Source organism: Cupriavidus sp. PB-02, from assembly GCF_058252315.1.
The window spans coordinates 55,993-79,006 of record NZ_CM177695.1; the positions used below are offsets into that span (position 1 = coordinate 55,993).

Below are 23,014 nucleotides of genomic sequence, written 5' to 3' on the forward strand. Positions count from 1 at the left end.
GGGCGGCGCTGCGCTGCCCGGACTGCTGCGGTATATTCGCCCGCATGGCTACCTCTACTCCATCCCCCGATGCCGGCGTGCCCGACCGCGCCGCGCGTACCCAATTCTCGCTGCATGGCCGCGTCGCGCTGGTGACCGGCGGCGCGCAGGGCCTGGGCCTGGCGATCGCCGCCGGGCTGGCCGATGCCGGCGCGCATGTGCTGGTCGTGGCGCGCAATGCGCAGCGCGTGCAGGATGCCGTCGCCAAGCTGGCCGCGCGCGGCGGCAGCGCCGAGGCGCTGGTGCTCGACATCACCGACGAGGTCGCGGTCGCGGCCGCGTTCGAGCGCATCGACACCACCCACGGCCGGCTCGACATCCTGGTCAACAACGCCGGCGCGCGCAATCGCAGCACCATGGCCGACCTGGATGCCGGCGACCTGCGCGCCATGCTCGAGACCAACCTGGTCGCACCCTATACGCTGTGCCGCCTTGCCGCGCAGCGCATGCGCCGCGGGCAGTACGGCCGCATCGTCAACGTCAGCTCGATCGCGGGCCAGGTCGCGCGCGCCGGCGATGTGCTCTATCCCGCCACCAAGGGCGGCCTGGACGCACTGACACGCGCGATGGCCGCCGACCTCGGCCGCTACGGCGTCACCGTCAACGCGATCGCGCCGGGCTACTTCGCCACCGAGCCCAACCAGCCGATGGTCGAGGACGAGAGCGTGGCCGAATGGCTGCGCCAGCGCACCTCGCTGGGCCGCTGGGGCCAGCCCGATGAAGTGGCGGGTGCAGCGGTGTTCCTGGCTTCGCCGGCGGCGTCCTATATCACTGGGCATGTGCTGGCCGTTGATGGCGGCTACCTCGGGCACTTCTGAAGCGCAGCCGGTTTTTCCCCCCTTCTACCGCGTGCGGGAGGGGCCGGGGGAGAGGGCGGGCGCCTGCGATGACGAGGCGAAAAAACAAAAGCGTACCCAATTCTGCGTACCCGATCCGAGGGCTGTCAGCGCCGCGCCGATGGCTTGCCGCCGCTATAGAACGCTTGCAGGCACTCGATCATCGCAGCCGCGGCGGCAGAGTCGCCGCGGTCCTTCATCCGTACCAGGCAGATATCGCGCACCAGTGACGGCAGCTGCAGCGGCCGGATCGCCAGCCCTTCGCGCCGGAACTGGAACAGCGCCAGCGAGGGCACGGCACTGACGCCCAGGCCGGCCTGCACCAGCGCCGCCACGGTCGCCAGGTGCTCTACCTCCATCACGCTGTTCAGGCGCAACGGGTGCAGCGCCGCATCCAGGTGCTGGCGCACGCTGGTCGTGCGCGACAGCTGGATAAACGGCACGCCCGCCAGCGCCTGGGGCTCGATGCGTCGCTTGCGCGCCAGCGGATGGTCCGCCGGGCATACCAAGTGGAAGGTGTCTCGCACCAGCGGTTCCACGCGCAGGTCGTCGTCCTGTGCCGGCGCCGGGGTCAGCGCAAAGTCGGCGCGGCCCTGTCGGACCAGCTCGATGCAGCCGTCGGCAAGCTGGTCAAACAGCTCCAGCACGATGCCCGGATACTGCGCGTGGAACTGCGCCAGCAGCGGCGGCAGGTCGCCGCCCGCCAGCGACGGCAATGCCGCGATCGACACGCGGCCCTTGCGCCGCTCGGCGTGCGCACGCAAGTCTTCGAACGCGGTCTCGAAGTCGGCCAGCAACCGGCGCGCGGTTTGCTCGAAGCGCACCCCGTCGCTGCTCAGCTCCACGTGCCGCGTGGTGCGCTCGAACAGCCGGCTGCCGGCCTGCTCCTCCAGCGTCTGCACCAGCGCGCTGAACGCCGACTGCGACAGATGGCAGGCGCGCGCCGCGCGGGTGAAGTTGCGGTAGGTAGCCAGCGCCACAAAGGCGCGCAGGTGCTTGACCGACAGGTTCATGGGCAAAATGCACTTATCCAGCAAGTCGATAGATTAATCCAAATAATCCATTTTTTGGCTGGACGTCGCCGCCCTAGAATGGCTTCTACCCCTGCTACCAACCTGCCCCCGACCATGACTGCTCCCTTGCTGATCGGATCCGGCGCCGGCTTCTCCGGTGACCGCACCGACGCCGCGCTGCCGGTGGTGCGCACGCTGATCGCCGCCGGCCAGCCCGCTGCGCTGATTTTCGAGACGCTGGCCGAACGCACGCTGGCGCTGGCGCAGCTGGCGCGGCGCAACGATCCCGCGCAGGGCTACGAGCCCCTGCTCGACGCGCTGCTGACGCCGGTGCTGGCTTTGTGCCTGCAACACGGCATTCCCATCGTCGGCAATTTCGGCGCGGCCAATCCGCGCGCGGCGGCGCGGCGCGTGCTGCAGCTGGCCGGCGAACTGGGCCTGCCGGCGCCGCGCGTGGCGGTGGTGGAGGGCGATGATCTCTCGCACGAGGCCGGGCGCACGCTGCTGCAAGGCATCCTTGGCGCGGCCTTCGACACCGACCGCTTCGTCTGCGCCAACGCCTACATTGGCGCACAAGGCATCGCCGCGGCGCTGGCGGATGGCGCGCAGGTGGTGGTGTGCGGCCGCGTGGCCGACCCGGCGCTGGCCGTGGGGCCGGCGATGGCGCACTTCGGCTGGTCCTGGGACGACTGGGACCGGCTGGCCGCCGCGACCATGACCGGGCACCTGCTCGAATGCGGGGCGCAGGTCACCGGCGGGTACTTTGCCGATCCCGGCATGAAGGACGTACCCGATGTGCATGCGGTGGGCTTCCCGATCGCCCAGCTCGACGACGACGGCGGCATCGAGATCTTCAAGGCCGCCGGCACCGGCGGCTGCGTCGACCTGCGCACGGTCAAGGAGCAGCTGCTGTACGAGGTCCACGATCCGGCCGCGTACCTGACGCCCGACGTGGTCGCAGATATTGGTACGGTCACGGTCGCTCAACTGGCCCCCGACCGCGTGGCGGTGCGCAATGTGCGCGGCCACCCGCGCCCGGCGCAGCTCAAGGCTAATGTGTTCAGCCACGGCGGCTGGCTCGCCGAGGGCGAGATCTCCTACGCCGGCCCGAACGCCGCCGCCCGCGCGCGCCTGGCCGCCGACATCCTGCGCCAGCGCATGCGCCTGCTGGGCCATGACGTGCCGATCCGCTTCGACCTGATCGGCGTGCTCAGCGTGCTGGCCGACGACGCCGGCACGATGGTGGCGCAGCCCCAGCCGCATGAGGCCGAAGCGCAGGACGTGCGCCTGCGCGCGGCGCTGGCGCATGACGAGCTTGCGGTGGCGCAGGCGCTGCTGCGCGAGGTCAATGCGCTCTACACCTGCGGCCCGGCCGGCGGCGGCGGCGTGCGCACCGTGCAGCGCGCCCGCCTGAACGCCGTGTCTTGCCTGGTACCGCGCGAGGCCGTGACCGCCGCGCACAGCTTCATCGCATAAGGAGGACGACGAGATGACCGCTACCGCCGCGCTCTACCAGTTTGCCCACGGCCGCACCGGCGACAAGGGCGACCGTTCCAACATCAGCGTGATCGCCTACGACGCGCGCGACTTCGACCACCTGGTCGCCCATGTCACCGAAGACGCCGTGCGCGCGCTGTTCCGCGAACGCCAGCCCACTGCCGTCACGCGCTACCTGGTGCCGTCGCTGCAGGCGATGAACTTCGTCCTCGACGGCGTGCTCGATGGCGGCGTCAACGACGCGCTCAACCTCGACACGCACGGCAAGGCGCTGTCGTTCCGCCTGCTGCAACTGCAGATACCGCTGCCGCCGCGGCTCGCCGGCGGCGCCTGACATACCGTTCGAACACCGACAACGATTTCAACAGGAGACAACGATGTACCGATTCCTCAAGCCACTGGCCGCCGCCGCGCTGTGCGCGCTGATCCTGCCCGCGGGGCAGGCCTGGGCCGAGTACCCGGACAAGCCCATCCGCTTCGTGGTGCCATTCGCCGCGGGCAGCGCAACCGACCAGCTCGCGCGCGCCATCGGCCAGGCCATCACCGTGGATAGCAAGACCACCGTGGTGGTCGACAACAAGCCTGGCGCCAATGGCTTTATCGCCGCGTCCGACGTGGCCAAGGCCGCGCCCGACGGCTACACCGTGCTGATCAGCACCAACACCACGCACGCCGCCAACGAGCACCTGTTCAAGAAGCTGCCGTACGACCCGATCAAGGACTTCGTGCCGGTCACCGCGCTCGGCCGCGGCGGCCAGATCATGGTGGTCAACCCCCAGGTGCCGGCCAAGACCGTGGGCGAGTTCATCGCGCTGGCCAGGAAGCAGCCGGGCAAGCTCAGCTTCGGCAGCGGCAGCTCGTCGTCGCGCATCGCCGGCGAGCTGTTCCAGCAGATGGCGCACGTGGAACTGCTGCACGTGCCGTACAAGAGCAACCCGCTGGCGATCACCGACCTGCTCGGCAACCAGATCCAGATGATGATCACCGACACCGCCACCGGCCTGCCGCAGGTCAAGAGCGGCAAGCTGCGCGCGCTGGGCGTGTCGGGCAAGTCGCGCTCGCCGCTGGCACCGGACGTGCCGACCATCGACGAAGCCGGGGTCAAGGGCTACGAGATGAGCTACTGGTTCGCGGCCTACGCGCCGGCCGGCACGCCGCAGCCGGTCGTGGCCAAGCTCAACGCGATGATGGTCAAGGCCGCGCGCAGCGATACCGCGGCCAACTTCTACCAGTCGACGGGTACCGAGGTGTTTACCAGCACGCCTGCCGAGCTGGCGAAATTCCAGCAGCAGGAGTCGGGCAAGTGGGGCCGCATCATCAAGGCGGCGAATATCCAGCCGGAGTGAACGCAGGCCAGCGCAAGCTCGCATGCATGGAAAACGGGGCCATGTGGCCCCGCTTTTTACGCAGAAGTAGGTACGCTTTGGCTCTCCAACCCTGTTCGCGCGGCCCGGATAAGATACGTCCTGGCCGTGCGCTCGCGGCATCGCTGCGTCGCGCGCCTTGTGGCATCGGCCGTCTCCTCGACAACACCAACCAGAACAGGAACAGGAATGAAGCTGCAGTCTAACGTGCGCCACGCAACCTCCTGCCCGGCGAAGCGCCGCCTGCCGGCGGTGGCCGTGCTGGGCGCCGCAATCGCTGTTGCCGTGGGTGCCACCGTGCTGCCTGCCGGCGAGGCGAGGGCCCAGGCGACGCCCCCCGCGCAGCAGAAGACCCAGGTGCCCGGCTACTACCGCATGATGGTCGGCCAGCTCGAAGTCACCGCGCTCTACGACGGCTACATCGACCTGGACCCGAAGATCCTCAAGTACACCAGCGCGCGCGAGGTACAGAGCCTGCTGGCGCGGATGTTCGTCGAATCGACGCCGGGCATGCAGACCGCGGTCAATGCGTACCTGATCAACACCGGCCGCAACCTGGTGCTGGTCGACACCGGCGCGGCCGGCTGCTTCGGGCCGACGCTGGGCCGCATCGGCGAGAACCTGCGCGCCGCGGGATATGCGCCCGAGCAGGTCGACACCGTGCTGCTGACTCACCTGCACGGCGACCACGCCTGCGGCCTGGCCGCCAACGGCCAGCCGGCGTTCCCCAATGCCACGGTCTATGTCGACAAGGCCGATGCCGATTACTGGCTGAACGAGGCCACCGCGGCGGCCGCGCCGAAGGACGCGCAGGGCCTGTTTGCGATGGCGCGTGCGGCGGTCGCCCCATACCAGGCGGCGAACCGCTTCCGCTCCTTCAACGGCGGCGCGGGCGCCGAGCCGATCCCGGGCGTGCGTGCGGTGCCGGCCTACGGCCATACGCCCGGCCACAGCGGCTACGTGTTCACCTCGGGCAAGGACAGCCTGCTGCTGTGGGGCGACATCATCCACAGCCATGCGGTGCAGTTCCGGCGCCCGCAGGTGGCCATCGAGTTCGACACGGACAGCCACGCGGCGGTGATCACGCGCAAGCGCATCCTGGCCGATGCGGCCAAGGGCCGGTTGTGGGTGGGCGGCGCGCACCTGCCGTTCCCGGGGCTGGGCCATGTGCGTCGCGACGCGGCCGGGTACACCTGGGTGCCGGCCGAGTACGGACCGATCCGTACGGACCGATAACGGCCGGTCGACCAAGGCAACGGCCGCATGCGCAGCCGTTGCCGTTTGCGGGTACGCGTGCTGGCCGCCTTGTTGTTGCCTAGTCGTTGCCTTCTCCCTCGCCTTGCCGCCTTTTTCGCCTAGAGTCATCCAGTGGCCCCCGCGCGGCGCGTACGGCGTGCGGATCACCTGTCCACTGCCGGAGGATTTGCCATGCACACCAGCGCATCTGGGCTCAATTCCGCTCGCCGCCGGCTGCTCGGCGCCGCCGCGGCCGCCTTTGTACTCGTCCTGCCGCGGGCTGCCTGCGCGCAGGGCAGCCCGGCCGCGGGCCGCGACGGCGCCGCCGCGCAGCGCATCGGCGTGATCGGCTCGGGCCGGATCGGCGGCACCATTGGCGGGCTGTGGGTCAAGGCCGGGCACCCGGTCCTGTTCTCTTCGCGGCACCCTGAGGCACTCAAGCCACTGGTGGAAGAACTGGGTCCGCTTGCGCGCGCGGGCACGGTGGCCGAGGCCATCGCGTTTTCCGACGTGCTGTTCCTGGCCACGCCCTACGGCGCGCTGCCGCAGCTCAGCCGCGACCATGCCGATGCCTGGAAAGGCAAGATCGTGCTCGATGCCACCAACGCCTATGAGCACCGCGATGGCCCGATCACCGAGGATGCGAAGCGCGACGGCATCGGCCTCACCACCGCGCGCTACCTGCGCGGCGCGCGCGTGGTGCGGGCCTTCAACTTCATGGGGGCGGCGCAGTTTGCCAGCGAGCACCACCGCAGGGGCGGGCTGGTGGCGGTGCCCATCGCGGGCGACGACAAGGCCGCGCTCGACGTGGCCGCGCAACTGGTGCGCGCTGCGGGTTTCGAACCGGTGGTGGTGGGGCCGCTGGCGAGCGCGGACCGCTTTGCGCCGGGTGGGCCGCTGTTCCGGCAGGTCGGGACGGCCGAGGAATTCCGGCGCAAGATGGGCGGACGCTGACGGTCCGCCGGAGGGCCGCTCAGGGGCGATTTCAGGGGCGATTCAGGGCCGGCGCCGCTCCATCGCGACCATCGACGGCGTGAAGCCGAGCTGGCCGAAAAACGCGGCTTCGGAGGAGCGCGCGGCGCGCAGCATCCAGGTGATGTCGGGGTCGTTGCCCATGATGTGCCGCACGAGGGCGCGGCCGATGCCGCGCCGGCGATGGCTGGGTGCCACCGCAACCATCGACAGGAAGCCGTCAGAGACGTCGTCGCACAGTGCGCGGGCGAAGCCGACGATCTCGCCGTTCTCCACCGCAACGGCTACGCGCTGGGAATTGGCGACCAGCCGCGCGAATTTGTCCGGGCCGCCCACCCGTTGAGCCCAGCCGTTGGCGATCAGTAGTTGTCTGGCTGCCTCGATGTCCTCGGGCAACAGGTTACGGATTTCCATTGGCGGCTCTCCCAGTAAAGCATGTACGGCCCCTCGCCGCCCCTTGCCACCAGGGGCGCCGCGAGTCGAGAACGGCACGGGAACCCGTGCCGCACAATTGGCGGAGTGTAGCGAGCGGGCGCGGGCGCGTCAATTTGGCCTGTGGTGGGGTGGGACGCGCCTCCCGCCCGCGCGCCGGCGCGGTATCATGGCTCCATGAACGCCCCCGTCTTTTCCTCCGCCCATCCGGCCGACCAGTTGGCCGAGTTCGCCGACGCCGACGCCGCGCTGGCGCGCATCCGCGAGATCTACGAGGCCTCGGTCGGGGCCGTGCGCGCGCGCTTTGACGCGTTCGCCAGCGGCAAGCCGCTGCCCTCGGCCGCGCACGCGTGCTATCCGTACCTGGGCATCTCGGTCAATATCGAAACCATGGTCACCGACAGCCGCCCGTCATGGGGCACGGTGGCCTACCCTGGGGTGTACGGCACCACGGTCACGCGCCCCGACCTGCTGGCGGACTACTACCGCGACCAGATCGAGCGGCTGATGCGCTACCACCGCGTGCCGGTGGTGGTGGGGCTGAGCCGGCGGCCGATCCCGCTGCCATTCGTGATCGAGGCCTCGACCACCGACATCAGCTACACCCAGGCGCGCGAGCTCGAAGCCTCGTTCGTGCTGCCCGAACTGAGCCGGATCGACGACGGCATCGCCAACGGCACCTATGAGCCGATCCCGGGCGAGGCCTGGCCGCTGTCGCTGTTCCCCGCCGAGCGCGTGGACCTGGCGCTGCAGCGGCTGTACCACTACACCGGCACGGCGCCGCAGCATTTCCAGCGCTTCGTGCTGTTCACCAACTACCAGCGTTATGTCGACGAGTTCGTCGCGCTCGGACGCGGGCTGATGGCCAGCAGCGATGGCGGCGGCTACACCCACTTTGTCGAGCCCGGCGACGTGGTGCAGGAGCTGGGGGGCGTGGAGCCTGAGGACGCCACGCGCCCGCGCGCGCTGCCGCAGATGCCGGCCTACCACCTGGTGCGCGAAGACAAGCTGGGCGTGACGCTGGTCAATATCGGCGTGGGTCCGTCCAACGCCAAGACCATGACCGACCACCTCGCTGTGCTGCGCCCGCATTGCTGGCTGATGGTGGGCCACTGCGGCGGCCTGCGCCGCTCGCAGCAGCTGGGCGACTACGTGCTGGCGCACGCCTATGTGCGCGACGACCACGTGCTCGACCACGACCTGCCGCCATGGGTGCCGGTGCCGCCGATCGCCGAGATCCAGGTAGCGCTGCAGGAGGCGGTGGCGCGGGTGACCGGGCTGTCCGGCAACGAGATGAAGACCCGCATGCGCACCGGCACCGTGGTCTCCACCGACGACCGCAACTGGGAGCTCAAGTCCAAGTCGCTGTACGCGCGCTTCAACCAGTCGCGCGCGATCGCCATCGACATGGAAAGCGCGGCGGTGGCCGCCAACGGCTTCCGGTTGCGGGTGCCCTATGGCACGCTGCTGTGCGTCTCGGACAAGCCGCTGCACGGCGAGCTGAAGCTGCGCGGCATGGCCAATGCCTTCTACCGCCAGCGCGTCAGCCAGCATATGACCATCGGCCTGGAAGCGATCCGCATCCTGCGCGAGAACGGTGTCGAGCAGCTGCACTCGCGCAAGCTGCGCAGCTTTGACGAGCCGGCGTTCCGTTAGGCCTGCGCAGTTCTGCGTCCCGGCAAAAGCAAAAGGCCGGCGCCCGAATGGCGCCGGCCTTTTGCATGGGACTTCAGGATCAGAAGCGGTAGCCCACGCCCATGCTGAACAGCCACGGGTCCAGGCTCACCTTGGACACCTTGACGTCGCCCGCCTTGACGTCGCTCGACAGCCAGATCTTCTTGACGTCGGCGTTCAGGAACCAGTTCTTGGTCAGCTTGTAGTCCATGCCGATCTGCAGCGCCGGGCCCACGCTCCAGCTGTCCAGCTGCAGCGAGTTGTTGGCGATGTTCTCGCCCCAGATGCGGGTGAAGTTCAGGCCGGCGCCGATATACGGACGGAAGGTGCCGTTAGGGATGAAGTGGTACTGGACCAGCAGCGTCGGCGGCAGGTGCTTGAAGGTGCCGACCTTGTTCCCGTCGAGGTAGACGTTCTGCTTCTGCTGCACGGTCAGCACCAGTTCGGCGGCGATGTTGGGTGTGAAGAAGTAGGTGACGTCGAACTCGGGAATCCACTTGTTGTTGACCGTGATGCGGTCCGACGCGCCCACGCCGCCCACGGGATCGGAGCTGTTGGCCATGTCGAGGTAGGTGCCGCGCAGACGCACCATCCAGTTGCCCTGGGCTTCATCGCCGGCGGCGATGGCCGGCGTGGCGAAGGCGCCGAGCAGGGCGCCGGCGGCGATGGCGGAACAGGTGACCCGGGTGCGGAGAGAGAGCTTCTTCATGATGTTTCTGACTTGGTCTGGTAAGAAATCCGGGCCCAGTGTGGCCGAGGGGCCTTGGGCCGGTCTTGATGCAGAACAAGTCTCATGGCAGGGCGTCGCGGCGTCGCGATGGCGCCACAGCGCGTGCCTAGTGCGCGCGCAGCCCGTAGTGCCGCTGCCGTGGCGCTTCTAAACACATGCGGATTTATTCGTGGCGCGGCGCGGCGCGGGCCCTTACGCTGTGCAGGAGATCGGCGCCCGCGTGCACGCAGCAAGCGGCGGGCGCCTTGGCACCGGGCATGTCGTGGGCGTCCGCAAGGGCGTCTTTCCGGGTGTGCCCCGTGGGGGCGGGGCACACCGGTTTTCTTGCAGCTTTCCTTGCGGCGTTCGATGCGTCAGGCCTCGATCGCGTGCATCCATTCGACCTGGTCGGCAAACACGTTAGGCGTGCTGCATTCCACCGTGGTCGGCAGGTTAAGGATCATCGGGCGGCTCGGGCCGGCCTGCCAGGCCGCGGAGACGGCGTCGCTCACTTCCAGCGAGAAGTCGAGTTCGGCGAGGCTGAAGGTCTCGGGCGAATACTCATAGGTTCATACCGCCTCGGGCATGGCATCGGTCAGTGCTTTGATCAGGCGCGTGCCCGACACCGCCACCTCCCTGATCTCTTCGCGCGAAGCATTGAAGACGATGCGCCGCCACGCCGGCGCGATCGGGTTCTACAGGTGCACCGTGGCGCGCGCCGCGCCGCGCACGGACTCGACGGTGCGGCGGATCAGGTCTTCACGCGATTGCGTCAGCACCACGATGCTGACGTCGTCGGGAATGCGCCCCTCTTCGATCAGCATGCGCACGAAATCGAAGTCAGTCTGCGACGCCGCGGCGAATGCCACTTCGATTTCCTTCAGGCCGATCTTTACCAGCTGTTCAAAGAAGCACAGCTTGCGCGCCGGGCTCATCGGCTCGATCAGCGCCTGGTTGCCATCGCGCAGGTCGGTGCTCATCCACAGCGGTGCGCGCGTGATGCGCTGGCTGGGCCAGGTGCGGTCGGGAATGTCGACGGTGGCGGCGGGCTGGTACTTGACGCAGAAAACGAAAAACGGAAAAGGGGTGGCGAAAGGCTGCCGAACTGCCACGGGGCCCTAGGCCCGGCAACCGGTCGGCAGGCTTAGCAGTAGCGAGGAAGCGCGCAGGGCGCGGGCCGATGCCAGGGCCGCCAGCACGCGCGCGCGGGCAGCGAGGGCGGTCGATGGCGGCGTGGCCCGATCGGGGGAGCTGCGCTGGAAGCGGGAGGCGCGCCTGCGCCAAACGGTGGTGGCGCGCTTCCAGCGCGGCCGCGCCGGGGGCGGGAGTCTCGCCCGTATGGCGGTGGCCCCTGCGCTGAAAGGATGAGAGCGCCTCACCATCCGTGCGCCGCCGCTCAGTCGTCTGGCCGGTACAGCGCTGGCGCCATTGCGCCTAGGCTGGTAGCGCGGGAAAAAACACATGACTGGGGGGAACATCATGAGACTGAGAACGTGGGCATCCTGGCTGACAGGCACTGCCATGACATTTCTTCTGGCGGCTTGCGGTGGCGGTGGCGGTTCGAGCGCGCCCGCCACGCCAAACGCAGGCGGCACCACGCCGCTGACCTATACCATGAGCATGAGCGTGACCTCCGGCTCGGTTGGCGTGGGCCGCACGCTCACCATCAGCGCGCTGGCGGTGGACAACAACGGCGTCGACGTGAGCGGCAACACCACCTTTACCTGGACCAGCACTGACAGCGCCGTTGCCAGCGTGGAGTCAAGCGCCGCCACACCTGGCAGCGCCGTGGTCCGGGGCGTTGCCACCGGCTCGACCACCGTGCAGGTGGTGGCGACCGTCAAGAAGGCCGACAACACGACCGTGCAGCTGCCCGCGCAATCTGCCACCATCACGGTGGTGCCGGCGTCTGCGCTGTCGTACAGCCTGTCGATCCCGAATACCAGCCTGTCGATGAGCGACGGGCAGACCCTGCCGGTCAAGGTATCGCTGATCGACAGCAACGGCAGCGACGTTTCGGCGAGCGTCAACAGCTGGGCATGGGCCAGCAGCGGCGCCGCGGTCCAGGTCACGGCCAACCAGAACAGCGCCACGCTGCAGGCGAGCAACAGCTCGACCACCACCGCGGCCACGGCCAACGTCACGGTGTCGGTCACGGCGCCCGATGGCCGCGCGCTCGGCGGGGTGATCGCGGTGACGGTGCAGAAGAACGGTACGGCCACGTATCGCGTGGTGACCACGCAGAATGGCCAGCCCGTGGACGCGCTGCAGGTGTTCAACGACCGCCCGGCGACCATCACCTCGCGCGTGCTGCGCAATGACGGCCAGGACGTGACAGCGGAGTTTGACGGCACCTGGACCTACACCGCCACGTCGCCCACGCTGTCCGCGTCGGAAGCGGCCGGCACGCATGACGCGACGGTCCAGACCAGCCTTGCCAAGGACACCGGCCCGGTGCAGAGCACACTGACAGTGACTGCGGTGAGCACCAAGCTTGCCGCTCGTCCGAGCGCCGGCCTGTCAGTGACCGAGCATCCCAAGTGGGCGCTGGTCGGCGACAACCAGCAGCCGATGGCACTGCTGCTGATGCCGCCGATGAGCATCCCCGTGACGGCACGCATGAAGAACCTGGGCAACGACGCGCAGTACACCGCGTGCGCCAACTGGGCGTGGGCCAGCACCGGCCCTGTGCAGCTGACGCCGGGCTTTACGCCGAACCAGAACTACGTTTCTGGCACGGCGCCCGGCGCTTTCACCATCACCGTGACCTGTAACGCGGTGGCGGACAACACGGCGCTGAAGCTGGTTTATTTCGGCACCGTCAAGTAAGCATCAGGTCTCCCGCGCCATGCAAAACGCCCTCCGGATGGAGGGCGTTTGCGTTTGGGGCCGGACTCTCGCTGCGCGGTTTTGCTCCCGTCTCTCTCGCTTGCGGGAGAGGGATGAGGGCAAAGCGTACCCATTTCTGCGTGACGCCACGAAGCGCATTTCCGATGCCGGGCGCAGCCCGATACAAGCCGACAAGACAGGCATGCGCCGACCTTTGCCGGCCCCTGCAATCTCATGGCACCACACGCGCGACATGCCATGCGTACCCATTTCTGCGTGCGTCGGCATAAGCCTTCGCACGCGCACCCGGGCGACGCCGGACAGCCACCATGGCTCGTACAAGCGAGTGCAAACCGCTGCTTCCGCGCCGGGCGGAAGCAGCGGGCGTACCCGTTTCTGCGTGAAAGCGTGAGGGAAGAAAAGCGCGCGATTCAGCGCTTGCGCACGAAGCGCACCACCTGCTCGGCAGGCTTGCCCTGCTGCGTCTCGGTGGTGTTCGCGGTATTGGAGCCGCAGGTATTGCAGCCGCCATCGTCGCAGCCGCTGGCGCAGCCCGCGGCCGCCTGCGGCGCCAGCCAGCGCACCAGCCGGCCACGCAGGCCGGTGGCGGCAGCCCCGCCCAGGCGCGCCGCCAGCGCCGCCTTGACCCGCTCGCGCGTGCGCGGCGCGTAGCGCGCGAGCACCGACAGCGCGCACGCCAGCACGATCAGCGGGACCAGCAGCGTTTCGATGGCGTGGTAGGGAGTCATGGCAGCAAATGAAGACGTAGCAGCGTCAGCTGAACAGCAGCGCGATGCGGTAGGTCAGGAACGACGCCAGGTAGGCCAGCCCGGTCAGGTAGGCGGCCGACACCGCCATCACCTTCCACGAGTTGGTCTCGCGCCGGATCACCGCCAGTGTGGAGATGCACTGCGGCGCGAACACGAACCACGCCAGCAGCGACAGCGCGGTGGCCAGCGACCATTGCGCCGCGATCATCGGCGCCAGCTGCGTGGCGACGGTGTCTTCGCTGCCCGACAGCGCATAGACCGTCGCCAGCGCACCCACCGCCACCTCGCGCGCGGCCAGGCCCGGCACCAGTGCAATGCAGATCTGCCAGTTGAAGCCCACCGGCGCGAACACCTTCTGCAGCGCGTGGCCGATCATGCCGGCAAAGCTGTAGTCGATCGCGGGACCGGTCGCGCCTGCGGGCGGCGCCGGGAAGGTCGACAGGAACCACAGCAGCACCGTCAGCGCCAGGATCACCTTGCCCACGCGCGACAGGAAGATACGGGCACGCTCCCACAGGCCGATGGCCACATCGCGCGGGTTAGGGATGCGGTACGAGGGCAGCTCCATCAGCAGCGGATGATCGGTACGGTCGCGGCGGAAGAACTTGAGCGCGTAGGCCACCACCAGCGCGCTGACGATGCCCGCCACGTACAGCGCGAACAGCACCAGCCCCTGCAGGTTGAACAGGCCCAGCACCGTGCGCTGGGGGATGAAGGCGCCGATCAGCAGCGCATAGACCGGCAGCCGCGCCGAGCACGTCATCAGCGGCGCCACCAGGATGGTGGTGAGCCGGTCGCGCGGATCCTGGATCGTGCGCGTGGCCATGATGCCGGGGATGGCGCAGGCAAAGCTCGACAGCAGCGGGATGAAGGAACGCCCCGACAGCCCCGCGCCCATCATCAGCCGATCCAGCAGGAAGGCCGCGCGCGGCAGGTAGCCGGATTCTTCCAGCGTCAGGATAAACAGGAACAGGATCAGGATCTGCGGCAGGAACACCACCACGCTGCCCAGCCCCGCCACCAGGCCGTCGACCAGCAGGCTCTTGAGCATGCCGTCGGGCAGGTAGGCGCCAAGCAGCTCGCCGGCCCAGTGCACGCCGCCCTCGATGCCGTCCATCAGTGGCTCGGCCCAGGAGAACACCGCCTGGAACATCAGGAACAGCAGCACGGCCAGCAGCAGCAGGCCTAACACCGGGTGCAGCACGATGCGGTCGAGCCGGTCATCCAGTGCTGCGGTGCGCGCCGGCATGCTGACCGCGGCGGCGAGCAGCCGGTTGACCTCGGCATGCACGTCGACGTCGCTGGCCGGCTCCGGGCTGGACGGCGGGGCTGGCGGCAGCGTGTCGTCGAGCAACTGGATCAGCGCCGCGGCGCCGTCGCGCCTGACCGCCACGGTACTCACCACCGGTACGCCGAGCGCCGCCGCCAGCTTGTCGCGGTCGATCTGGATGCCGCGCCGCGCGGCGGCGTCGCTCATATTGAGCACCACCACCATCGGCAGGCCCAGGCGGCGTAGTTCCAGCACGAAGCGCAGGTGCAGGCGCAGGTTGGTCGCATCGACCACCGAGACCAGCAGGTCGGGGCGCTGCTCGCCCGCGCGCACGCCCAGGCAGACGTCGCGCGTGATGGCTTCATCGAGGCTGGCCGCGTGCAGGCTGTAGGCGCCGGGCAGGTCCAGGATGCGTACCTGGCGCCCCGCCGGCGACACGAAATAGCCTTCCTTGCGCTCGACGGTCACGCCGGCGTAGTTGGCCACCTTCTGGCGGCTGCCGGTCAGGCGGTTGAACAGCGCGGTCTTGCCGCAATTGGGATTGCCGACCAGCGCGATGCGCAGGGCAGAAGTAGAGGGAGCTGCTGCAGACATATTCCGGGGGAGGATCAGGCGGTCCGTTTGGCCGTCGTGGTGCCGGGCTGGTCGTCCGCCTGCGTGGCGGGGGCGATGCTGGTGACCGTGGCGCTCGCGATCTCGACGCCGATGCGCGCCGCTTCCGAGCGGCGCAGCGCAAAGCGGGTGAAGCCCACCTGCGCCACCAGCGGATCCATGCCGAAGGGGCCGTAGGCGATGATCTGCACCGCTTCGCCGGGCACGAAGCCCAGCTCCCGCAGGCGGCGCGCGACCGGATCCCCCGGCGTGGCGTCGTCCACCGATTGCACAACGGCGGGCGTGCGCCGTGGAAGTTCAGACAAGCGCATCATGCTTCCAGTCCGTTGGCGCGGTCTGCCGCCAGGGGGCCGCCATGCGGCCGGCAGGACCCCGCCGGGGTACGTAAATGAAAATCGTTTTCATTGTATCGCAAATGGGGCGCGGCGATGCCCCACAGGGGGCGGGCATGCCGGCGGCTGCCCGCGCCCAGGCGCGCGGCAGGAGGCGAATGATAACCGCTTGCGATGGGAGTGTTGGTACAGCCCAGGGAGTTCCCGCGCGCCATTCCAGCATGGGCCTGGGGTGCCGGCGATTCAGCCTGGCGCACCAGCATTCGGCTGTGCGAAGCCGAATGCTGCCGGCTTCATGCAAAGCGATGCAATTACTACATTTGCGTTATTGGATGCCGTCAGCCCGTGGCGTTAAGCTGCAAGCACGCTGAACACCCCGTTCCACGCGTACTTCACAAGCCATCGGCCGTTGGGCCGGTGGCTTTTTCTTGGGCGCTTGCCTGGGCTTGGCCTGTCGTTGTACGGATCATGGCGACAAAGTTGTCGCGGGCCGGATGATCCGGCGCCGCCTTCCACACGCAATAGACCTCCGAGCGAACCGCGGTGCCCGCCAGCGGCAGGAACGCAGCGCCGGCCATGCCCGAGCGCGCAAGCGCCGCGGGCACCACCGCCACTCCCATCCCCTGCGATACCAGCGACACCACCGACAGCCAGTGGCGCACCTCGTGCCGGATCTGCGGATAGAAGCCCTGCGCCGCGCACATGTCGAAGATGCGGCTGTAGTAGTCCGGCGACGCCTTGCGCGAGAACAGTACGAACGGCTCGTCGCGCAGCTCGGCCAGCGGCAATTCGTCGCGCCTGGCCATCGGATGGTCGGCGGGCAGGCAGCAGACAAAGGGCTCGCTATGCACCAGCGTTGCCTGCAGCGGTTCGGGCACGCGGCCGGTATGGATAAAGGCGGCATCCAGTTCGTCGTGCAGCAGCGCGTCGATCTGTTCCTGCGAGTTCAGCTCGGTCAGCGCCACCTGGATGCCCGGATACGCCGCCTCGAAATCGCGCAGGAACTGCGGCAGCCCGCGGTACAGCATCGACCCGACAAAGCCCACCCGCAGCCTGCCGACCGCGCCGGCCTCGATCTCGCGCGCCAGCACCCGCGCGGCTTCGGCCTGCGCCAGCAGCGCCGTGGCCGATTCGCGGAAGGCCCGCCCGGCCGCGGTCAGGCGCACGCCGCGGCTATCGCGGTCGAACAGCCGCGCCCCGAGCGATGCCTCGAGCTGCTGGATATTGAGCGACAGCGGCGGCTGCGAGATGGCCAGCCGGCGGGCGGCCCGGCCGAAGTGCAGTTCCTCGGCCAGCACGAGGAAGTAACGCAGGTGGCGGAATTCCATGGCGATACAAAAATTATATGGATCAAGCCAATTTTAGAATTAGACGCAAATCCTTGGGGTTCCAATAATTGAGGTCAGAGGGTCGGCCGCAGCGACCCGCCCGCCTCGAGGAGACCCAGCCATGCCAACCAACGCTGTGCGCGATACCGCACCCAAAGCCCATGCCGGAACCCCGGCCACCGCCCATCCGGTACCCGATCGCCACGGCGGCAGCCTGTTCAGCGCCGATCCCGAGCTGCGCGCGCTGCTGCCGCTCTACCTGCCGGCAGACCTGTTCAACCACCTGCTGCCGCACCTTGAGCGCATGGGCGCGCTGGCCGGCGGCGTGCTCGACGAGCTGGCCAGCGTGGCCGACCACAACGCGCCCACGCTGAGCTACCGCACCCGCGCCGGCGTAGACGCGCAGCACATCGACAAGCATCCGGCCTATGTCGAGCTGGAGCGCGTGGCCTTTGCCGAGTTCGGGCTGGCAGCGGCGTCGCACCGCGGCGGCGTGCTCGGCTGGGACAAGCCCATGCCGCCAGCGGCGAAGTATGCACTCACCTATCTTTTCGTGCAGGCCGAGTTCGGGCTGTGCTGCCCGCTGTCGATGACGGACTCGCTGACGCGCACGCTGCGCAAGTTCGGCGATCCGGCGCTGGTCAATCGCTTCCTGCCCAACCTGACCACGCAGGTGTTCGAAGACCTGTACCAGGGCGCGATGTTCATGACCGAGCAGGGCGCCGGCTCCGACGTGGCCGCCACCGCCACCCGCGCGGTGCGCGACGCGGGCGCCGAGGGTGGCTGGCGCCTGTCCGGCGACAAGTGGTTCTGCTCCAACCCCGACGCCGCGCTGGCGATGGTGCTGGCGCGCGTCGAGGACGAAGCCGGCAACGCCATGCCCGGCATCAAGGGCGTGTCGCTGTTCCTGCTGCCGCGCAAGCTGACCGACGGCGGCGACAACCACTACCGCATCATTCGCCTGAAGGACAAGCTCGGCACGCGCTCGATGGCCAGCGGCGAGATCCGGCTCGAAGGCGCGCATGCGCACCTGGTCGGCGAGCTCGGCCGCGGCTTCGTGCAGATGGCCGACATGATCAACAACTCGCGCCTGTCCAACGGCGTGCGCGCCGCCGGCCTGATGCGCCGGGCGCTGACCGAGGGGCTGTTCATCGCCCGCGAGCGCCAGGCCTTCGGCAAACGGCTGCAGGACATGCCGCTGATGCGCCGCCAGCTGCTCAAGCTGACACTGCCCACCGAGCAGGCGCGCACCATGGTGTTCCAGACCGCCGAAGCGCTGCGCCGCGCCGACGCCGGCGAGGCCGATGCCTACCCGCTGATGCGCATTCTGACTCCGCTGATCAAGTTCCGCGCCTGCCGCGACGCGCGCAAGGTCACCGGCGACGCCATGGAGATCCGCGGCGGCTGCGGCTATATCGAGGAATGGAGCGATCCGCGCCTGGTGCGCGACGCCCACCTGGGCTCGATCTGGGAAGGCACCAGCAATATCGTGGCGCTGGACGTACTGCGGGCGATTCGCCGTGAAGGCGCGTTGCCGGTGCTGCAGGCGCACTTGGCCGGGCTGCTGGCGGATACGCCGATGCATGCGCAGGCGCGCGTGGTGTTCGAAGGCGCCATCGCCGCCGCCGCGAAGCTCGCTGCGCACGCCGCGGAGGCCGGTGCCGACGGCGACCTGCTGGCACGCCAGGCGGCCTCCGCGCTGTACCACGTGACCAGCGCCGTGGCGATGGCGTGGGAAGCCGGCCGCATCGGCTCGGTGCGCCGCATGCGGCTGGCGCAGCTGGTGCTGCGGCATCGCGTGTTGCCGCAGGACCCGCTCGCCGCGCAGGTGGAGCCCGAATGGCTGGCCGACACCGTGGCACCGCCCGCCGATGGCGTGGTGCGCGCCGCCGGCGCGGTCGACGAGGTCAACGTGTTCTGACCAAAAAACCCCCACCGCTTGTTTGCGCCCCTCTCCCGCCTGCGGGAGAGGGGCCGGGGGAGAGGGCACGCGCCTCCAGATGCGTAGCCCCTCGCTGAACCACCCCTCTCCCCAAAGCCCCCGCAACCCCATCCCGCCCCACGCGGGAGACGTCCAACACCAGGAGACAACGCCATGAAACTCTGGCACCGCCTCGCGGCCATTGCCGCCTGCACGCTCTGCATCGCCCCCGCCTTCGCCCAGAAGGATTTCCCGACCAAGCCGATCATGATGGTCGTCACCTATCCGCCGGGCGGGCCCACCGACGCCATGGCGCGCACGCTCGCCGCCGCGCTCAAGTCCAGCCTGGGCCAGCCCGTGGTGGTGGAGAACCGCGCCGGCGCCGGCGGCAATATCGGCGCCGAAGTGGTCGCGCGCGCCGAGCCGGATGGCTACACGCTGATGTTCGGCACCTCCGCGCCGCTGGCGATCAACGTCAGCCTCTACCGCAAGATCAACTACGACCCGGTCAAGAGCTTCGCCCCGGTGATCCAGATCGGCCAGCTGCCCAACGTGCTGGTGGTCAACCCGTCCGTGCCGGCGAAGAATGTCACCGAACTGATCGCCTACGGCAAGGCGCATCCGGGCAAGCTGACCTACGCCTCGTCCGGCAACGGCGCCTCGTCGCACCTCGCGGGCGTGCTCTTCAACAACGTCACCGGCACCGACTTCCAGCACATCCCGTACAAAGGCACCGGCCCAGCGCTGAACGACCTGCTGGGCGGCCAGGTCAGCATGACCTTCACCGACGTGCTGACCGCGATGCCCTTTATCAAGAGCGGCAAGGTGCGCGCGCTGGGCGTCACCACCAAGGCGCGCTCGCAGGCGCTGCCGGATGTGCCGACCGTTGCGGAGCAGGGCGTGCCCGGGTTTGATGTCTCGGTGTTCTTTGGCGTGGTCGCGCCCGCGGGCACGCCGCCGGAAGTGATCGGCAAGCTCAACCGCGCCTTTGCCGATGCGCTCAAGCAGCCCGAGGTGCGCAAGACCCTGCAGGCGCAGGGCCTGGAGTTCGCACCCTCGACCACGCCGGAGCAGCTCGGTGGCTTCGTCAAGGCCGAGGTCGGCAAGTGGCGCGCCGTGGTGCAGAAGTCGGGCGCGCAGCTCGACTAAGTAAAGAGGAACCCGCCATGACCCAATCCAGCCCCGGCGCGCTCGCCGGCATCCGCGTGGTCGACCTGTCGCGCATCCTGGGCGGCCCGTATTGCGGCCAGATCCTCGGCGACCACGGCGCCGACGTGCTCAAGATCGAACCGCCGCAGGGCGACGACACCCGCACCTGGGGGCCGCCGTTCAGGGACGGCGTGGCCTCGTACTACTTCGGCCTGAACCGCAACAAGCGCGTGATGCGTCTCGACCTGGCTAAGGAGCCGGATCGCGAGGTGCTGCTGGCCTTGCTCGCCGATGCCGACGTGCTGGTCGAGAACTTCAAGACCGGCACCATGGAGAAGTGGGGGCTGGGCTACGACACGCTGTCGGCGCGCTTCCCGCGGCTGGTGCATTGCCGCGTCTCCGGCTTCGGTGCCGACGGCCCGCTCGGCGGCCTGCCCGGCTACGACGCCGCGATCCAGGCCATGTCGGGCATCATGAGCATCAACGGCGAAGCCGACGGCGATCCGTTGCGCGTGGGTTTGCCGGTGGTCGACATGGTGACCGGCCTTAACGCGGCAATCGGCGTGCTGCTCGCGTTGCAGGAACGCTCGCGCAGCGGCCGCGGGCAGTTCGTCGAAGCGGCGCTCTATGACTCCGGATTGTCGCTGTTGCATCCGCATGCGGCCAACTGGTTCATGAGCGGCAAGACGCCGCAGCGCACCGGCAACGCGCACCCGAACATCTATCCCTACGACACCGTTGCCACGGCAACGGACCCGATCTTCCTCGCGGTCGGCAATGACCGGCAGTTCCGGATTCTTTGCGAGCACCTGCAGCTGCCTGCCCTCGCCGAGGATGAGCGCTATGCCACCGCCGGCGCGCGCTCGGTGAATCGCGTGGCGCTGAAGGCGGAGCTGGAAGCGAAGCTGCGCGAGCTCGATGGCAAGGTGCTGGCCGACACGCTGGTGGCGGCAGGGGTGCCTTGTGCGCCGGTGTTGTCCGTGGCCGACGCCCTGCAGCATCCGCATACGATGCACCGCGAGATGGTGGTGGAGATGCCGGGCGGCTACAAGGGGCTGGGGGCGCCGGTCAAGCTGAGCCGGACGCCGGCAACATATCGGCACGCGCCGCTGAGCGAAGGGAACGAGTTCCTCGACTAGGCACCAGCGCCCTCGGTCCTGTCCAAATGCAGAAAGGTGGCCCACTGGCCGCCTTTCTTGCCATCAGGGCACCGCCCCATCAACCGGGAATCATCCCCGGCAACAGATACGCCTGCACCATCGTGATGATGCCGATGATCACTGCAAACAGCAGGCTGTGCTTCACGGTAAATCGGAACAACTCCGATTCCTTGCCCACCAGCCCGGTCGCCGCGCAGGCCACCGCGATCGATTGCGGCGAGATCATCTTGGCGGTCACGCCGCCGGTGGTGTTGGCCGCCACCATCAGCGTATCGGACACGCCGATCTGGTGCGCAGTAGTGTTCTGCAGCGAGCAGAACAGCGCATTGGACGACGTATCCGAACCGGTCAGGAACACGCCCAGCCAGCCCAGGAATGGTGAGAAGAACGGGAACGCCGCACCCGTGCCGGCGAGCAGCAGCGCCAGCGTCGACGACATCCCCGAGTAGTTGGCAACAAAGGCAAAGCCCAGCACCAGGCCGATCGACAGCACCGGGCGCGCCAGTTCCACCAGCGTCTGGCCGAACGTCGCCACCAGATCGCGCGGCTTCATGCGCAGCAGCACCGCCGAAATCAGCGCGGTCAGCAGGATCGCAGTGCCCACGGCGGACAGCAGGTCGAGCTTCAGCACCGCGTCATACGCCTTGGGCGTGGCGACGATCGGCGCAGCCTTGATCACCATCTGGTCCAGGCCCGGGACCTTGAACTTCAGCACCGTGCCGGCCAGCGCGCCATTGGCGGCAAACAGCGCCTTGAACGGTTGCAGGCTCCACACCGTGACAATCGCGGTCAGGATGCCGAACGGCGCCCACGCACGCAGTGTTTGCGCCATGGTGTAGGGCGAGGCCTTGCGGCTCACCGGCGCACCGCCAAAGCCGCCGCCGAAGCCCGACAGCGCCATGGTGCCGCCCCCGACGGCGCCGCCCGCGCGTTGCGACGCGCTGCGCGGCTGCCACACCTTCAGGAACGCGGCCAGCGACACCAGGCTGACCAGCGCCGAGGTGATATCCGGCAGCTCGGGCCCGATATGGTTTGACGTGAAGTACTGCGTCACGGCAAAGCTGCCGCCGCAGACCAGCGCCGCCGGCCACGTCTCGCGCACGCCCTTGGCGCCGTCCATCATGAACACCAGCCAGAACGGCACCAGCAGCGACAGCAGCGGCAGCTGGCGGCCGGCCATGGCACCGATATGGAAGGGGTCCAGCCCAGTGACCTGTCCGGCCACGATGATGGGGATGCCCATCGCGCCGAACGCAACCGGCGCGGTATTGGCGATCAGGCACAGGCCCGCGGCATACAGCGGGTTGAAGCCCAGACCGACCAGCAGCGCCGCGGTGATCGCCACTGGGGCGCCAAAGCCCGCCGCGCCTTCCAGGAAAGCGCCGAAGGCAAAGCCGATCAACAGCATCTGCAGGCGCTGGTCGTCGGTGATGGACAGCACCGAGGCGCGGATAACGTCGAACTGGCCGGTCTTGACCACGATCTTGTATAGGAACACCGCGGTCACGATGATCCAGGCGATCGGCCACAGCCCGTAGGCAAAGCCGAAACCCGCCGCAGCGAACGCCTGCTGCGCCGGCATGCCATAGGCGAAGATCGCCACGCCAAGCGCCAGCAGCAGTGTCAGCGCCGCGGCCATATGGCCTTTCATGCGCCAGACCGCCAGCGCCATGAAGAAGAACAGGATAGGGATGGCCGCCGCCAGCGCCGACAGCCACAGGCTGCCCAGCGGCGTATAGAGTTGGGTCCAGGGTTGCACTGCTCAGTCTCCTACTTCAGTGGTGTTTCAGGGGATGTTTTGTTGTCGTGGCCGACGCATCGGGCTTTTCGCTGCCCGATGGTTGGCTGCCCTCTCCCGCGAGCGGGAGAGG

Annotated in this window: 19 protein-coding genes and 1 pseudogene; 11 read left to right on the forward strand and 9 right to left on the reverse strand. The window is 68.6% G+C overall.

Translation table 11 applies throughout. The features are described 5' to 3' along the window. Positions 1 to 44: 44 nt before the first annotated feature. Positions 45 to 857 carry an SDR family oxidoreductase gene (locus tag AC10V3_RS20960; RefSeq protein ID WP_454752608.1) on the forward strand — a complete coding sequence of 271 codons (813 nt, stop codon included), beginning with the start codon at positions 45 to 47 and terminating at the stop codon, positions 855 to 857. Between the two features lie 125 nt (positions 858 to 982). On the opposite strand, the gene AC10V3_RS20965 is transcribed toward AC10V3_RS20960, so the two are convergent. Then, the gene (locus AC10V3_RS20965) at positions 983 to 1,888 is read right to left on the reverse strand and encodes a LysR family transcriptional regulator (RefSeq protein ID WP_022537296.1); all 906 of its coding nucleotides are present in this window, start codon (positions 1,886 to 1,888) and stop codon (positions 983 to 985) included. A gap of 114 nt (positions 1,889 to 2,002) precedes the next feature. On the opposite strand from AC10V3_RS20965, the gene AC10V3_RS20970 reads away from it, so the two are divergent. The 5 genes from AC10V3_RS20970 (at position 2,003) to AC10V3_RS20990 (ending at position 6,939) form a co-directional block, all read left to right on the forward strand. Next, positions 2,003 to 3,364, forward strand: coding sequence for an acyclic terpene utilization AtuA family protein (locus tag AC10V3_RS20970; protein ID WP_022537297.1), 1,362 nt, complete (start codon positions 2,003 to 2,005; stop codon positions 3,362 to 3,364). A 13-nt stretch (positions 3,365 to 3,377) separates the two neighbouring features. Further along, the gene (locus AC10V3_RS20975) at positions 3,378 to 3,719 is read left to right on the forward strand and encodes an AtuA-related protein (protein WP_022537298.1); all 342 of its coding nucleotides are present in this window, start codon (positions 3,378 to 3,380) and stop codon (positions 3,717 to 3,719) included. A gap of 43 nt (positions 3,720 to 3,762) precedes the next feature. Next, a complete protein-coding gene (locus AC10V3_RS20980; protein WP_022537299.1) occupies positions 3,763 to 4,731 on the forward strand; it encodes a Bug family tripartite tricarboxylate transporter substrate binding protein in 969 nt (322 codons plus the stop codon). A 207-nt stretch (positions 4,732 to 4,938) separates the two neighbouring features. Continuing rightward, positions 4,939 to 5,985 carry an MBL fold metallo-hydrolase gene (locus tag AC10V3_RS20985; RefSeq protein WP_022537300.1) on the forward strand — a complete coding sequence of 349 codons (1,047 nt, stop codon included), beginning with the start codon at positions 4,939 to 4,941 and terminating at the stop codon, positions 5,983 to 5,985. Positions 5,986 to 6,177: 192 nt separating this feature from the next. Beyond that, positions 6,178 to 6,939 carry an NADPH-dependent F420 reductase gene (locus AC10V3_RS20990; protein ID WP_490923989.1) on the forward strand — a complete coding sequence of 254 codons (762 nt, stop codon included), beginning with the start codon at positions 6,178 to 6,180 and terminating at the stop codon, positions 6,937 to 6,939. 42 nt (positions 6,940 to 6,981) lie between these two features. Here AC10V3_RS20990 and AC10V3_RS20995 read toward each other — a convergent pair whose 3' ends face one another. Beyond that, on the reverse strand, positions 6,982 to 7,371 hold the full coding sequence (locus AC10V3_RS20995; protein ID WP_022537302.1) for a GNAT family N-acetyltransferase: 390 nt from the start codon (positions 7,369 to 7,371) through the stop codon (positions 6,982 to 6,984). Positions 7,372 to 7,566: 195 nt separating this feature from the next. On the opposite strand from AC10V3_RS20995, the gene AC10V3_RS21000 reads away from it, so the two are divergent. Then, positions 7,567 to 9,045: an AMP nucleosidase gene (locus tag AC10V3_RS21000; protein ID WP_022537303.1), complete on the forward strand. Its 1,479-nt coding sequence runs from the start codon at positions 7,567 to 7,569 to the stop codon at positions 9,043 to 9,045. A 79-nt stretch (positions 9,046 to 9,124) separates the two neighbouring features. Here the strand turns inward: AC10V3_RS21000 and AC10V3_RS21005 are convergent, their stop codons facing one another. Together AC10V3_RS21005 and AC10V3_RS21010 are read right to left on the reverse strand one after the other, a co-directional pair. After that, complete coding sequence (locus tag AC10V3_RS21005) at positions 9,125 to 9,772, reverse strand: OmpW/AlkL family protein (RefSeq protein ID WP_022537304.1); 648 nt, start codon at positions 9,770 to 9,772, stop codon at positions 9,125 to 9,127. Positions 9,773 to 10,161: 389 nt separating this feature from the next. Next, positions 10,162 to 10,884: pseudogene (locus tag AC10V3_RS21010) on the reverse strand (hydroxymethylglutaryl-CoA lyase-like TIM-barrel protein); the annotation flags it as partial. A gap of 409 nt (positions 10,885 to 11,293) precedes the next feature. On the opposite strand from AC10V3_RS21010, the gene AC10V3_RS21015 reads away from it, so the two are divergent. Further along, complete coding sequence (locus AC10V3_RS21015) at positions 11,294 to 12,601, forward strand: hypothetical protein (RefSeq protein ID WP_041681654.1); 1,308 nt, start codon at positions 11,294 to 11,296, stop codon at positions 12,599 to 12,601. 431 nt (positions 12,602 to 13,032) lie between these two features. Here the strand turns inward: AC10V3_RS21015 and AC10V3_RS21020 are convergent, their stop codons facing one another. From AC10V3_RS21020 to AC10V3_RS21035, 4 genes are all read right to left on the reverse strand, one after another. Further along, a complete protein-coding gene (locus tag AC10V3_RS21020; RefSeq protein WP_022537308.1) occupies positions 13,033 to 13,350 on the reverse strand; it encodes a DUF6587 family protein in 318 nt (105 codons plus the stop codon). 25 nt (positions 13,351 to 13,375) lie between these two features. Beyond that, positions 13,376 to 15,235: a ferrous iron transport protein B gene (feoB, locus tag AC10V3_RS21025; RefSeq protein WP_490923990.1), complete on the reverse strand. Its 1,860-nt coding sequence runs from the start codon at positions 15,233 to 15,235 to the stop codon at positions 13,376 to 13,378. Positions 15,236 to 15,249: 14 nt separating this feature from the next. Beyond that, positions 15,250 to 15,564, reverse strand: coding sequence for a FeoA family protein (locus AC10V3_RS21030; protein WP_041681655.1), 315 nt, complete (start codon positions 15,562 to 15,564; stop codon positions 15,250 to 15,252). Between the two features lie 413 nt (positions 15,565 to 15,977). Beyond that, complete coding sequence (locus AC10V3_RS21035; RefSeq protein ID WP_022537311.1) at positions 15,978 to 16,913, reverse strand: LysR family transcriptional regulator; 936 nt, start codon at positions 16,911 to 16,913, stop codon at positions 15,978 to 15,980. A gap of 121 nt (positions 16,914 to 17,034) precedes the next feature. Here AC10V3_RS21035 and AC10V3_RS21040 point away from each other — a divergent pair, with 121 nt between their 5' ends. The 3 genes from AC10V3_RS21040 (at position 17,035) to AC10V3_RS21050 (ending at position 21,122) form a co-directional block, all read left to right on the forward strand. Continuing rightward, positions 17,035 to 18,834, forward strand: coding sequence for an acyl-CoA dehydrogenase family protein (locus AC10V3_RS21040; RefSeq protein ID WP_454752609.1), 1,800 nt, complete (start codon positions 17,035 to 17,037; stop codon positions 18,832 to 18,834). Positions 18,835 to 19,008: 174 nt separating this feature from the next. Beyond that, a complete protein-coding gene (locus tag AC10V3_RS21045; RefSeq protein ID WP_022537313.1) occupies positions 19,009 to 19,983 on the forward strand; it encodes a Bug family tripartite tricarboxylate transporter substrate binding protein in 975 nt (324 codons plus the stop codon). A gap of 17 nt (positions 19,984 to 20,000) precedes the next feature. After that, complete coding sequence (locus AC10V3_RS21050) at positions 20,001 to 21,122, forward strand: CaiB/BaiF CoA transferase family protein (protein WP_022537314.1); 1,122 nt, start codon at positions 20,001 to 20,003, stop codon at positions 21,120 to 21,122. Between the two features lie 79 nt (positions 21,123 to 21,201). On the opposite strand, the gene AC10V3_RS21055 is transcribed toward AC10V3_RS21050, so the two are convergent. Beyond that, the gene (locus AC10V3_RS21055) at positions 21,202 to 22,902 is read right to left on the reverse strand and encodes a lactate permease LctP family transporter (RefSeq protein ID WP_022537315.1); all 1,701 of its coding nucleotides are present in this window, start codon (positions 22,900 to 22,902) and stop codon (positions 21,202 to 21,204) included. Between the last annotated feature and the right edge of the window lie 112 nt (positions 22,903 to 23,014).